Annotated in this window: 16 protein-coding genes and 1 riboswitch; all 16 genes read right to left on the reverse strand. The window is 49.4% G+C overall.

Translation table 11 applies throughout. The features are described from left to right. Positions 1-7: 7 nt before the first annotated feature. Complete coding sequence (sufU, locus tag VJ374_RS12535; RefSeq protein WP_023469155.1) at positions 8-442, reverse strand: Fe-S cluster assembly sulfur transfer protein SufU; 435 nt, start codon at positions 440-442, stop codon at positions 8-10. Further along, entirely contained in the window at positions 432-1,655 is a 1,224-nt protein-coding gene (locus tag VJ374_RS12540; RefSeq protein WP_035396382.1) for a cysteine desulfurase, read from the reverse strand. Before VJ374_RS12540 ends, sufU begins: the two co-directional genes overlap by 11 nt. Before the next feature lies 1 nt (position 1,656). Continuing rightward, positions 1,657-2,934, reverse strand: coding sequence for a Fe-S cluster assembly protein SufD (sufD, locus tag VJ374_RS12545; RefSeq protein ID WP_023469157.1), 1,278 nt, complete (start codon positions 2,932-2,934; stop codon positions 1,657-1,659). Positions 2,935-2,952: 18 nt separating this feature from the next. Beyond that, on the reverse strand, positions 2,953-3,738 hold the full coding sequence (gene sufC, locus VJ374_RS12550) for a Fe-S cluster assembly ATPase SufC (protein ID WP_023469158.1): 786 nt from the start codon (positions 3,736-3,738) through the stop codon (positions 2,953-2,955). A gap of 133 nt (positions 3,739-3,871) precedes the next feature. Next, on the reverse strand, positions 3,872-5,122 hold the full coding sequence (locus tag VJ374_RS12555) for an MDR family MFS transporter (protein ID WP_290752244.1): 1,251 nt from the start codon (positions 5,120-5,122) through the stop codon (positions 3,872-3,874). Positions 5,123-5,201: 79 nt separating this feature from the next. Further along, the gene (locus tag VJ374_RS12560) at positions 5,202-6,029 is read right to left on the reverse strand and encodes a MetQ/NlpA family ABC transporter substrate-binding protein (RefSeq protein WP_308101874.1); all 828 of its coding nucleotides are present in this window, start codon (positions 6,027-6,029) and stop codon (positions 5,202-5,204) included. A 32-nt stretch (positions 6,030-6,061) separates the two neighbouring features. Then, a complete protein-coding gene (locus VJ374_RS12565) occupies positions 6,062-6,727 on the reverse strand; it encodes a methionine ABC transporter permease (protein WP_035406001.1) in 666 nt (221 codons plus the stop codon). Further along, entirely contained in the window at positions 6,724-7,746 is a 1,023-nt protein-coding gene (locus VJ374_RS12570) for a methionine ABC transporter ATP-binding protein (RefSeq protein WP_308101875.1), read from the reverse strand. The genes VJ374_RS12565 and VJ374_RS12570 overlap by 4 nt, the downstream gene beginning before the upstream one ends. 78 nt (positions 7,747-7,824) lie before the next feature. After that, a riboswitch (SAM riboswitch) is annotated at positions 7,825-7,929 on the reverse strand. Between the two features lie 57 nt (positions 7,930-7,986). Further along, positions 7,987-9,153, reverse strand: coding sequence for a bifunctional cystathionine gamma-lyase/homocysteine desulfhydrase (locus VJ374_RS12575; protein ID WP_290752251.1), 1,167 nt, complete (start codon positions 9,151-9,153; stop codon positions 7,987-7,989). Continuing rightward, complete coding sequence (locus VJ374_RS12580) at positions 9,146-10,069, reverse strand: PLP-dependent cysteine synthase family protein (protein ID WP_023469164.1); 924 nt, start codon at positions 10,067-10,069, stop codon at positions 9,146-9,148. The genes VJ374_RS12575 and VJ374_RS12580 overlap by 8 nt, the downstream gene beginning before the upstream one ends. Further along, on the reverse strand, positions 10,066-10,530 hold the full coding sequence (locus VJ374_RS12585) for an S-ribosylhomocysteine lyase (protein WP_023469165.1): 465 nt from the start codon (positions 10,528-10,530) through the stop codon (positions 10,066-10,068). The genes VJ374_RS12580 and VJ374_RS12585 overlap by 4 nt, the downstream gene beginning before the upstream one ends. 3 nt (positions 10,531-10,533) lie before the next feature. Further along, positions 10,534-11,172, reverse strand: coding sequence for a class I SAM-dependent methyltransferase (locus tag VJ374_RS12590; RefSeq protein WP_290774097.1), 639 nt, complete (start codon positions 11,170-11,172; stop codon positions 10,534-10,536). A 539-nt stretch (positions 11,173-11,711) separates the two neighbouring features. Next, the gene (locus VJ374_RS12595) at positions 11,712-11,993 is read right to left on the reverse strand and encodes a thioredoxin family protein (protein WP_023469167.1); all 282 of its coding nucleotides are present in this window, start codon (positions 11,991-11,993) and stop codon (positions 11,712-11,714) included. Between the two features lie 98 nt (positions 11,994-12,091). Then, positions 12,092-12,475, reverse strand: coding sequence for a glycine cleavage system protein GcvH (gcvH, locus tag VJ374_RS12600; RefSeq protein WP_029342437.1), 384 nt, complete (start codon positions 12,473-12,475; stop codon positions 12,092-12,094). Between the two features lie 64 nt (positions 12,476-12,539). Continuing rightward, entirely contained in the window at positions 12,540-12,902 is a 363-nt protein-coding gene (locus VJ374_RS12605) for an arsenate reductase family protein (RefSeq protein ID WP_290752257.1), read from the reverse strand. A 34-nt stretch (positions 12,903-12,936) separates the two neighbouring features. Continuing rightward, complete coding sequence (locus VJ374_RS12610) at positions 12,937-13,389, reverse strand: DinB family protein (RefSeq protein WP_308101877.1); 453 nt, start codon at positions 13,387-13,389, stop codon at positions 12,937-12,939. Between the last annotated feature and the right edge of the window lie 70 nt (positions 13,390-13,459).

The raw sequence follows: 13,459 nt of genomic DNA on the forward strand, positions 1-13,459 counted from the left end.
CCGAAGTTTACTTCCCTTCTTCTACGCCGCGTTCGAGCGCCTTCCAGGCAAGTGTCGCACATTTGATGCGTGCCGGGAATTTCGTGACACCCGAGAGTGCCTCGACGTCCCCGAGGTCGAACGATTCGTCGTCATAGTCTTTTCCTTGGACCATGTCCGAAAAGATATCCGCGAGTCGTAAGGCTTCTTCGATAGTCTTACCTTTGACGAGTTGCGTCATCATTGAAGCAGACGCCATGCTGATCGAGCAGCCCTCCCCGTCAAATTTCGCATCACGGACGACATCGTCTTCAATCGCGAGCTGGAGACGAATCGTGTCGCCGCACGTCGGATTGTTCATGTCGATCGTGACGCCCCCCTCGATCGCACCGCGATTTCGGGGAGTTTTATAGTGATCCATGATCACTTGACGATACAAGTGATCGAGATTGTTAAAATCCATGACTGAAATACTCCTTCGTTTGGCGAAGTCCTGTCACGAGTGCGTCAACCTCTTCTTTCGTGTTGTAGAGATAGAAGCTAGCGCGAGCCGTCGAGCTCGCTCCGAGCCAACGCATCAATGGTTGTGCACAGTGGTGACCGGCACGAACCGCGATTCCTTGCATATCAAGGACGGTTGCGACGTCATGTGCATGGACATCACCGAGATTGAACGTGACGAGTCCAACGCGTTCTTCCGGACCGTAAATCGTGAGTCCGTCGATGTCACGCATTTGTGCCATCGCATACTGCGCGAGTTCACGTTCGTGTGCTTCGACGTTCTCTAGACCAATCTCTTCTAAGAAATCAATCGCTGCCGATAAACCAACGGCACCTGCAATGATCGGTGTACCCGCTTCGAAACGATATGGAGACGGTTTGAACGTCGACTCTTCAAGACCAACGTAATCAATCATCTCACCACCGAATTCGACCGGTTCCATCGCATTGAGTAATGCCTTTTTCCCGTAAAGAACACCAACGCCTGTCGGACCACACATCTTGTGTGCGGAGAAAGCGAGGAAGTCACAGTCGAGATCCGTGACATTAATCCGTTGGTGTGGTGCACTTTGCGCAGCATCGACGACCATGACGGCACCACGAGCGTGCGCAAGACGAGCGACTTCTTTGATCGGATTGATTGTACCGAGAACATTCGAGACGTGTGCCATCGCGACGATTTTCGTCCGGTCAGACAGTTGTGCTTCGACCGCTTCGACCGTCACGCGACCATCTGCTGTCAAATCAACGTATTTCAACTTCGCTTTTTTGCGTTTAGCGACTTGTTGCCACGGAATGAGATTCGCATGGTGTTCGAGGTACGTGACGACGATTTCGTCGCCTTCTTCGACATGCTCCATGCCGTAGCTTGACGCGACGATGTTGATCGCCGTCGTCGTGCCGCGGGTAAAGATAATTTCTTCATGGTGTTGCGCCTGGATGAAACGACGAACGTTCTCACGCGCACCTTCGTACGCATCCGTCGCTCGTGTTCCGAGCGTATGGACGCCACGGTGCACATTCGAATGAATCGTCTTATAGTAGTCGTCAATCGCATTGATGACGACGAGCGGCTTCTGCGAAGAGGCCGCACTATCGAGATAGACGAGTTTCCGGTCGTTGACCTGTTGGTCGAGGATCGGAAACTGATTGCGGATGGATGCATCGATTCCCATATTAGTTTACTTTCCCTTCGATGACTTGAACGAGACGTTCTTTCACCGAGTCAATCGCAAGTTCCGAGACGACTGGCTGGAGGAATCCGTGAACGACGAGGCGTTCTGCTTCCTTCCGTGAAAGACCACGGCTCATCAAGTAGTAGAGTTGTAGTTCATCGACACGACCGACAGATGCCGCGTGTCCTGCCATGACGTCATCCTCATCGATTAAGAGGATTGGGTTTGCATCCCCACGTGCCTTTTCCGACAACATGAGGACACGTTCCGTTTGAACGCCGTTTGATTTCGAAGCGCCGTGATGGATCATCGACGTTCCGTTGAAGATTGATGTTGCTGCGTCTTTTTGGACACCGTGGATCAAGATGAAACCTTCTGATCCTTTACCGAAATGGTCCGTACGGACGTTGAAGTTTTGTTTTTGCTCTCCACGACCGACCGTAACGGCTTTCGTATCTGAGAACGAATCGTTTCCGACGAGGTGTGTTTTTGTTTCTGTGACCGTGTGACCGTCATTCATGTGACCGAGTGCCCATTCGAGCTTCGCGCCTTGTTTGACGACACCGCGACGGTTCATATACGTGATGGCACCCTTAGATAGTGTATCTACACCACCAAAGAGAACTTTTGCGTTGTCTTCGACGAATACTTCTGTGACGACGTTGACGTTATGCGCTTCGTCACCGTAAGAGACGAAGTTTTCGATATACGTCAATTCGCTGTCAGCATCTGCAACGATGATTGCGTGATGGTAAAGGGCAGCGCCTGATTGCTCAAGCGTATAGATTGCTTGCATCGGTACAGACAGCTTGACGCCTTTTGGTACATAAAGGAACGTACCGCCGTTACGAAGTGCTGCGTTTAATGCCGCAAGACGATCTTCGTTGACTTGAACACCTTCAGTCATGAAGTACTTCTCGACGAGTTCCGGGTGTTGTTTTAATGCGTCTTCGAGCGTCGTGAAGATGACGCCGTTCGCCGCTTCACTGTTTTGCGCGTGGACGAGTTGTCCGTTACGCGTGACGAGCATGTGATCACGGTTTTCGCCGATCAATGCTTCGATATCTGAAGAAAGACCAGTGACGGTTTCAAGTTCCGTCGTACCTTCTGTGAAGTTCCAGCCTTCGATCTTGATTTTTTCTACTTTTGGCAATGCGAGCGTTGGGGCAAGATCAAGCGCGTCTTGACGCTTTGCGACCATCCAAGATGGTTCCCCTAAGCGAGTCGCACGTTCTGCCACTGCCTCGCGATTTACTGCAAGATTCAGTTCTACAGTCATCATGCTTCCTCCCTCGTCTTACGCTTTTGTTTCGATTTCGACGTCTTCGATGCCGAGTTCTTTTTTAACCCAGTCATAACCTTCTGCTTCGAGACGGTGTGCGAGTTCTTTACCGCCAGACATGACGATTTTTCCGCCCATCATGATGTGGATGAAGTCTGGCTCGATATAGTTCAAGAGACGTTGATAGTGCGTGATGATCAAGCAGCCGAATTCAGGTGAACGCATTTCGTTGACACCTTTTGCAACGACTTTAAGTGCATCGATATCAAGACCTGAATCGATTTCATCGAGAATCGCGATTGCTGGTTTAAGCATCATCATCTGAAGAATTTCGTTACGTTTCTTTTCTCCACCAGAGAAACCTTCGTTGAGGTAACGGTGTGCCATTTCTGAAGGCATCTCGAGAAGACCCATTTGTGAATCAAGTTCACGGATGAATTTCATGAGTGAGATTTCATCGCCTTCTTCACGACGCGAGTTGATCGCTGAACGAAGGAAGTCTGAGTTCGTAACACCACTGATTTCGCTTGGGTACTGCATTGCGAGGAACATACCTGCTTGTGCGCGTTCATCGACTTCCATGTCGAGGACGTCTTCGCCGTCGAGTGTGACTGAACCAGATGTCACTTCGTACGATGGGTGACCCATCAATGCTGATGCGAGTGTTGATTTACCTGTCCCGTTTGGTCCCATGACCGCGTGGATTTCCCCGCCTTTGATTTCCAAGTTGACGCCTTTCAAGATTTCCTTGCCGTCGATCGCGACGTGTAGATCTTCAATCTTCAAGTGTGAAGCCTTCATGTTAGAATCCCTCCATCTATTCATTTCGTGACTGACGATTCAGAACACGAGCGTTACTAATTTAGTATCATTCTAATCTTAAAGAAACATGGCGTATTATTCAAGCGTCATCGCTCGTTGTTTTTTCTCAAAATCATGCGTTTTGTTGAGAATCATTCGAAAGTTTCACCGGTTCCTCCAGTTCCTCGATCGTCGAAGTCCGATGAATCCGTTGTGACAGTAGGAGCAGTGGTATTCCGAATAATGTCAAGCCCGCTAAAATCCCGAAAATCGGTAACGGACGGTCCGCTCCATATAAACTTAATAAATGTCCGCCGGCAATTGGACCGATTGATTGTCCGATCGACGTCAAGCCCATTGCCCCGAAATAACTGCCCCTTAATTCCGGCTTCGCAAAGCGATCAGTCAAGATGTCGGTCATCGTGAACATCATCACTTCCCCGCACGTGAAGATGAACATCGCGACGATCATCCACCAGATCGCGTTTGCATTCCCCATGACGAACAGTCCGATCGCAACAGTCGCAATCCCGGTCGTGATCGAAACGAGCGGTGACGTCTTGACGCCGAACTTCATGATCGGATACTGCACGATCAAGACGGTGATCGCATTGATCGTGATTAAGATCGCATAGAGTGTCTTCCCGCCTTCAAGGAGTGACGTCTCCGTCAAGAATTGCGGCAAGGTCGAATTGAACTGACTGTAGCCGAAGACCCCGAAGATGATGCCGGCGAGTGCCAGCGTAAAGGCGATATCCGTCCGCAACAGACGAACCGTCGCTCCGAATGAGACCTTCTTGCCACCATGTGTCTCAGTGATTGGATGACGTTTAAATAAGAATCCAATCATCACCCCGTATGCCATATAGACGAACGCCGTGATGTAAAACGTTGCGGACGTATTCCCCGCACTCAGCAGTAAGGCAATTCCTGGTCCGATCGCAGCTGCGATGTTGATCATCGCGTAACGAATGTTGAAGACGAATAACCGATTTGCTTCGTCCGTCGTATCACTGATCAAGGCACGAGCGGATGGTTCGAAAATCGAACGACAGACTCCGTTCAAGGCACTGAGGATGAAGAATGCCCAGAACGTCTCGACTTGCGCGAGTGCGATGAAGACGATCGCGAACCCGATCGTTCCGGCAAGCATCATCGCCCGGCGACCATACCGGTCCGACAATGTACCGCCGATGAAACTCATAACGAGACTGGCGATCGCCGAAATACTGAGAACCCAGCCGACATCGACCGGATCAAACTTCAGAACGGTCGTCATGTAGATAGCGAAAAACGGCATCGTAATGAACGTTCCGAGACGTGAGAAAAACGTCCCGAACAAGACCCCGAGTGTCAACGGATGCAGTTGACGTATGCGTTGCATATGATTCCCCCTAACCCCTGTTTCAGACAAATGAAAAGCATCCTTCCATTATATAGGAAGGATGCCGGCTTCGGTGAACTTATTTGCTGACTGGAACGACCGCACCTTTGTACTTGTCGAGAATCCAATCTTGGTTTTTCTTTTCGTGTAGAACGTCAAGAAGTGCTGTGACACGCTTGTCTTTTTCATCACCATCACGTGTAACGATGATGTTGACGTATGGTGAAGACTCATCTTCTGACGCGATCGCGTCTTTCAACGGGTTCAAACCGTTATCGATCGCATAGTTCGTGTTGATGAGGACTGCGTCGCCTTCATTGTTTTTGTAAGCTTGCGGAAGAAGCGATGCTTCGATGTTCGTCTTGAACTTGAGTTTCTTCGGGTTCTCCGCGATGTCACCGAGTTGCGCGTCTGTCGTTTTACCGTCTTTGAGTTTGATTAATCCTTCGTTTTGAAGGAACGTCAAGACTCGACCGCGTTCCGCGACGTTTGAGCTCGTTAAGATCGTTGCACCGTTTGGCAACTTATCGAGTGACTTGTATTTCTTCGAATAGATACCGAGTGGTTCAACGTGGACGCCACCTGCGTTCGCAAACTTATACGATTTGTTTTCTTTCTCTTGTTGCTCGAGATACGGCACATGCTGGAAGTAGTTCGCGTCGAGTTCTTTTTCAGCGAGCGCTTTGTTCGGAAGCACATAATCTTGGAACTTCTTGATTTCAAGTTTGTAGCCTTTTGCTTCATATTCCTTTTTAACGTGCTCGAGAATCTCAGCGTGCGGTACGTTTGAAGCACCGATGACGAGTGTCTTGTTGTCGCTTCCTGATGATTTTTCGCCACAAGCAGCAAGACTGATTGCTAAAACGGATACAGCGGCAGTACCTACGAATTTTTTCCAAACTTTCATGAATGATTCCTCCAATATGAATAAAATTTGAATTAACGTTTATCGATTGCTCGGATCAGTAAGTCCCCAATGATTTGGATGACGAAGACGATTGCTAAGATTAAGAGTGTCGCAATGACGATGACATCGTTTTGAGAACGCTGGAATCCTTCGATGAAGGCCATGTCCCCGAGTCCACCTCCGCCGACTACTCCGGCCATTGCCGTGTAACCGACAAGTGCAACGAGTGTAACCGTGATACCAGAAACGATAGCAGGCAATGCTTCTGGGATTAAGACTTTGTAGATGATTTGGAACTTCGTCGCGCCCATCGATTCAGCTGCCTCGATGACACCTTTATCGACTTCGCGAAGTGCGAGTTCAACCATCCGACCGTAGAACGGTGCGGCTCCTAAAATCAGTGCCGGTAATGCTGCTGTTGGTCCGAGGAACGAACCGACGACTGCTTTCGTAAATGGAATCAATAAGATCAGTAAGATGATGAACGGAATCGAACGGAAGACGTTAACGATCAAGCTCAAGATCGAATAAAACGCCCGATTTTTGAACAACAATTCTTCATTTGTCGCAAACAATAATAAACCAATGATCAAACCGAGAACGAATGTCGAAAGACCAGCGACTGCCGTCATATAGATCGTACTGCCTGTCGCTTCCCACACCATGTCCCAGTCTAGGTTGTCAAAGAATGAAATCATCGGTGATCCACCTCCACTTCAACATCACTGGCTTGAAGCTTCGTGATGACCGCTTGTGTTGCTTCTGTTTCCCCGATTAACTGAATGAACAGCGTACCGAGCGCCCCTTCCTGTGATTGACCGACGTTTCCGCCGATGATATTGAACAGGACGGGTGAATCCTTCATGACTTCCGCGAGGATCGGACTTTCCGCCGTCGATCCGACGAATGTCAACTGAACGATTTTTCCGGTTGGGTAGCGTTCGCGGAGTTTCGCGAACGTCAACTCGTTTTCCGATGGCGACGTCAATTGTTTGACGAATTCCTTCGTCATCGCTTGCTTCGGATGACGGAAGACTTCTGCGACCGGTCCTTGTTCGACGATTTTACCGGCCTCCATGACGGCGACCCGGTGACAGATTTTTTGAATGACGTGCATCTCGTGTGTGATCAAGACGATCGTCAGTTTCAATTTTTCATTGATGTCGACGAGTAACTCAAGAATCGAGTCCGTTGTTTTCGGATCGAGTGCACTTGTTGCCTCGTCACATAAGAGAACGTCCGGGTTCGATGCCAGTGCCCGAGCGATACCGACACGTTGCTTTTGACCACCGGATAATTGCGACGGATAGGCTTTTTCGCGTCCATCCAAACCAACGAGTTGGATCAGTTCCGCGACCCGTTCCTTGCGGCGTGCCTTCGGAAAGCCACCAAGTTCGAGTGGGAACATGATGTTCTCTTCAACTGTTCGTGACCAAAGTAAGTTGAAGTGCTGGAAGACCATCGAGACATTCTTGCGGACGCCCCGTAATTCTCTAGGTTTCAGCGATGTCATTTCGACACCATCGATTTGGATCGAACCACTCGTCGGTGCCTCAAGCATATTCAGCAATCGGATCAAGGTCGATTTCCCTGCTCCGGAATAACCGATTATTCCAAAAATTTCACCGCGCTCGATTGTCAGATCGACATTCGCGACGGCTTCGACCGCTCCGCGCTTTGAGCGATAAATCTTTCCTACGTCTTGTAAACGAATCACAACTGTCCCTCCTAAAATAAAAAAAGTGCGCGCGTTTTAGAGCAAACGCGCGCACTTTTCAGTACACAAAACCATTTGCTCTCATCTCCCAGACTTTTGTCTGCTGGAATTAGCACCACTTCGGATCAGATCCGCGGTTGCCGGGTTTCATCGGGCCAGTCCCTCCACCACTCTCGATAAGAGTTTCGGTATTAAGTTTGTAGAATATATTCTGAATATTAGCAGGGGTTATTTTTGTTGTCAAACAGTTTTTTCAGAAACTTTTTCGAGGAACGTGAAAGCACGCGTTAAGTCTTCTTTCAAATCTTCCGCATCCTCAAGTCCAACTGAAATCCGGACGAGACCGTCCGTGATGCCGAGTTCTGCGCGACGTTCTGCTGGGATCGACGCGTGCGTCATCCGTGCCGGAACGGAAATCAGGCTCTCGACGGCACCAAGACTCTCAGCAAGTGTGAAGAAATGTGTCGCCTCGACGAGTTTTTCTGCGTTCGCTGCTGAACCGACATCAAAGCTGATCATCCCACCAAATCCAGTCGCTTGTTTCGCTTGGATGTCGTGACCAGGATGCGATGCAAGTCCTGGGTAGAAGATGTTCGAGACGATGTCTTGCGCTTGCAAGAACGCAACGAGATCATGGGCTGTCTCTTCGATCGCATCCATCCGGATACCGAGTGTACGAAGACCACGGACGAGCAAGAAGCTGTCTTGCGGTCCAAGCACGCCGCCTGTCGAGTTTTGGATGAAGTGCATCTCTTCGCCGAGCGCATCATCTTTGACGACGACAAGTCCAGCGACGACGTCCGAGTGTCCGCCGATGTATTTCGTCGCACTGTGCAAGACGATGTCTGCACCGAGCGCGAGTGGTTGTTGATGATATGGTGTCGCGAACGTGTTGTCGACGACGAGTTTAAGATCGTGACGTTTGGCGATCGTTGCGATCGCTGCGATGTCCGTTACTTTCAACAACGGGTTCGTCGGTGTTTCGACGTAGACGATCTTCGTGTTGTCTTGGATCGCTGCTTCCGTTGCTGCAAGGTCCGTCGTATCGACGAATGTCACTTGAATGTTGAACTTCGGTAAGACGCGTTGCATCAAGCGGAACGTACCACCGTAGACATCATCTGTCATGACGATGTGGTCGCCAGACTCAAGCAAGTGGAAGACGGCATGAATCGCTGCCATCCCAGAACCGAAGGCAAAACCACGTGCGCCGCCTTCAAGATCCGCAATCAATCGTTCGATGCTCGTCCGTGTCGGGTTCGCTGTCCGTGAGTATTCGTATCCGTCCTTAAGTTGACCGATTTTATCTTGCTTGTATGTGCTTGTTTGATAGATTGGTGGTGTAACGGCTCCTGTTGCCCGATCGACACCTGTTCCTCCATGAATCAATGCTGTCTTCTTACGCATGAGTTTCGTCCACCTTTTCAAAGATTTGTTGGCTTAAATAGCGTTCGGCACTGTCTGCGAAGACGGTGACGATCGTACTGCCGGGGTGACGCTTTGCGATATCAAGCGCAGCAACGAGCGCTGCCCCTGCTGAGCTACCGACGAGTAATCCTTCGCGAGCAGCGAGTGTATGAACCGCGTCAAATGCATCACGGTCAGAAATCGTATGAATCTCATCAACGAGTTCACGCGGAACGAGGCTTGGCCATTTCGCTGTACCGATACCTTCTGTCTTATGCGGACCGGCTGGACCACCGTTCAAGACGGAGCCTTCCGGTTCGACGATTGCTGCTTTTGTACCGAGACGTTGTTTTAAGAAGTCCGCTGTTCCGGCGAACGTACCACCTGAACCACAACCGGCAACGAACCAGTCGATATGCGGTAAGTCCGCAATCAGCTCAGGACCGAGTGTCCGCTGATACGTGACTGGGTTCTCTTCGTTTTCGAATTGTAACGGAACGTAACTATTCGGAATTTCCTGACCGAGTTCTTTTGCCCGGTCGATGGCCCCTTGCATATCGAGTTCAGTCGGCGTGTTGACGACGGTTGCGCCGAGTGCCCGCATCAACGTCTGCTTTTCCTGACTGAATTTTTCCGGAACGACACAGATGACTTGGAGATCGTATTTTTTAGCGGCGAGCGCCAAGCCGATGCCGGTATTCCCGGCTGTCGGCTCGATGATCGTACCGCCTGGTGTCACATGTCCGTTTTCGATTGCTGCATCAACGAGTTGAATGCCAAGGCGGTCTTTGACGCTGCCCCCAGGGTTCATCCATTCGAGCTTCGCCAAAATGCGCGTACCAGCAGGCAAATCGAATGAAGTGATCTCGTAGAGTGGTGTGTTTCCGACGAGGTCGCGGACGTTGTTCGCGATCATCCGAAGACGATGTCCCATTCATCACGACCGGCAAGCATTTTCTCGGCATAGTGCTTCGCTCCTTTGAGGTCATGTGCGCTCGCAAATCCACATTGGACTTCGTTTTGCGCTGGAATCTCTTCTGCTGCGAGGACGTCTTTCAACGTCTTCTCAACGAGTTCGCTCATTTTTTCGACCGAGTCGAAGTTCATCATCGCCATATAGAAACCTGTTTGGCATCCCATCGGCGAGACATCGATGACATCATCCGAGTAGTTACGGATGTTTTCAGCAAGTAAGTGCTCGAGTGTGTGCATCGCACGCATCGGCATTTGCTCAACGTTTGGTTGTGTGAAACGGATATCGTATTTGACGACTTGGTCCACTTTACCTTCTTTATATCCTGCGACGCGGATGTAAGGTGCTTTGACTTTCGTATGATCCAGGTTAAAGCTTTCGACGTTCATTTTTTGAAGTGCCATGATTTATTCCCCCATTTTCTCGGCTTCTACGAGCCAGACGAAGTGATTGTATTGTATAAATTTAACAGTGAATCCTCGTGATGTAAACAATTCTTCCATGACTGGAATCAACGGGTAAAACTCGCGTTCGAGATCTTCCGCTAACGCATCAAACCCTTGAGCACGTGCTTCACGGATCGTTTGCAGGCGTGCCTCTTCTGAGACGAACATCGTATCCGCGTAGACGATTTTTCCGTCTGCCGGTAAATGTGATGCCATCAGTTCGATTGCTTCTCCCTTTTCCTCATCTGTTAGATGATGAAACGCATACGTCGAAACAAAACTGCGTGCTTCCTTCGCCTCGAACGAGAGGAAGTGACCGTCTTGTACATCAAGTGACGGAATCTTTTCCGTCAGGATTGCCCGCATCTCCGGACTTGGTTCGACGGCGAGTACGGCGTCGTGACGTGCCAGAAGACGTTGTGTCAGGTTCCCTGTGCCTGCTCCGAATTCAATGACCGGCGACTGCGCTTTATCCGCAACTGTATCCAAAATCTCATCGTATCGACGAAAAACCTCTTTATACTCCGGATCATGTCCGGTTACTGTCTCGTCATACGTTGATGCCCATTCTGTGAAAACATCCATAAAACGTACTGTCATGCCTTGTCGTCCTCCATCTCACCAGTTAATTCCGAGTAATCGGATATGAATTAAAGTAATTTTCCTTATTCGCATTGTAGCAAGGAGATTCTATCCTGGCAAGCGACCGGCTCGAAAAACTTCCAGAAAACAAAAAAAAGGCGTTGCCGGCGAACCGACAACACGAATAATGTGGTTAGAAATGCTACGAAGGAAAACCCAGCTCCATTCGGAATTGTTCGCTCTTCCGCGTGGAGGACGGCGCCTGTTCGACATGATCGCCAGCTTACGTTCACTTCCTGATCGGTCCTTTCGATCCACCACCCGTTCATTGCACCGCTTCGTCTTTGGGGGACGACTTAAGGGGAAACAATACACCGGCTTAGGATGGGAGAAAGGGTTCAGGACTTGAATCGTATTGAACGATCATCTCTGCTAGACTTCCTATAATGCATTTCTAGAAGTTGTTATGAATATACCATTCATATTTCTGCGTTGTCAACGGATTATTGTAAATATTCCGACAATTTAACAAAAAGAAAAATCCAATCGGACTTTTCTTACCGTTCTTGACAGAAAGCAAAGACGTTTTGGACAGACTGGAAAGCATAAAGTCGCTCTACGACTTGGTTTTCTTCAATTCGCAACAACGCAGGAACACTCATGACACGGGCTTCTTCTAAGAAATCCGGAATGAAATTCCCGTTCGCCTTCTGAATCGATTGACCTGATTCCGTCGCTTCGACGATATCGAGCATTCGTTCCGCGATAGCGCATGTCCCGCACATCGGTGCATAGACATACAATAGCCCGTTTTCCGGGACGGTCGTGACTTCTTGCATGACGGTCGCTCCTTTCTTCGTGGTATCTGTCGTCAGTATACAAAAAAAAGAGAGCGGACGAAACGCAAGCGCCTCGTTCACTCTCTTTTCGTTAAGTATTACTCGTTGATCATCGATTTGTACGCTGCAGCGTCCATCAATGCCTCGACTTGTGAAGCATCTTCGATTTCGATGTCGACCATCCAAGCGCCTTCGAATGGTGACTCGTTGACGAGTTCTGGGGAATCCGAAAGGTTTTCGTTGATAGCAACGACTTTACCAGAGATCGGTGCGTATAATTCCGAGACTGTCTTGACCGACTCGACTGAACCGAATGGCTCGTTTGCTGAGATCGTATCCCCGACTTCAGGCAATTCGACGAAGACGATATCCCCGAGTTCGTGTTGCGCGAAATCCGTGATTCCGATACGCGCCTTGTTTCCTGATACTTCGACCCATTCATGTTCTTCCGAATAGCGTAAGTTGTCTTTTACTTGACTCATTTCCGATTCCCCCTGTGGACTAATTTGGACTAACGTGTTCAGTATACCAAAATCGACTCTGAACTTAATACCATTTTCCTTGATACATTTCTTCCTTGAAGCCGATCGTGACGTCTTTTCCGTCTGTAACGATCGGTCGCTTCAGTAACATGCCGTCACTTGCGAGCAACTTGTATTGCTCGTCTTCTGATAACTCAGGGAGTTTGTCCTTGATGCCTTGCGAACGATACGATTGACCGCTCGTGTTGAAGAATTTCTTCAGTGGCTCTCCACTCTTTTGATGAAGTTCCTGAATCGTTGCAGCAGATGGTGTCTCCTCGACGATATGTTTGTAATCGACTTCGACACCGTGTTGTTCGAGTGCTTTTTTTGCTTTGACGCACGTACTACATTTCGGGTAGCCGTACATCGTGACTGTTGTTGTCATGTTCATCACCTCACTTCCAAGAGTAGCAGATGGATCACTTCTGCTTCAAGCGTGCGAGCGCCCCGTCGATCTGATCTTGATGATGGGCGTCATGGGCGACGAACGACTCGACGAATTCTTGCGGTCGGAAATTCTCATAGGTCGCCGCAAATTGCTCATCAGACAGACGATTGAGGTGATCGACGATATCACGCCGGACACTGATCGCTTTCTTCAGTAAGGCAAGCGGATCGATATGATGCGCATACTCGACCGCCAATCGATTGAACTGATCGAAATCCGTCTCGACGAGTGTCAGCGGTTCGTCCGGTAACTTCGAGATGGCATGATCATAATAAAACCGGTCCCATAAATAGAGGTGGCTGACGCACTCAAGGACAGTCCACTTGTTCAGGGCAAGCGGCAGATTCCATTCTTCTGGCGACAAACGTTCAAGGGATTGATAGTAGGCAATCGCAAATTGCAGTTCAACCAATTCTTGGCGCATCTCGTTTTCCCTCCTCAACCAAAAACTTCGCCTTTACAGAGATTTTCCCTGCAAAGGCGAAGCGGTAAAC

Source organism: Exiguobacterium sp. 9-2, assembly GCF_036287235.1.
Classification (GTDB): Bacteria; Bacillota; Bacilli; order Exiguobacteriales; family Exiguobacteriaceae; genus Exiguobacterium_A.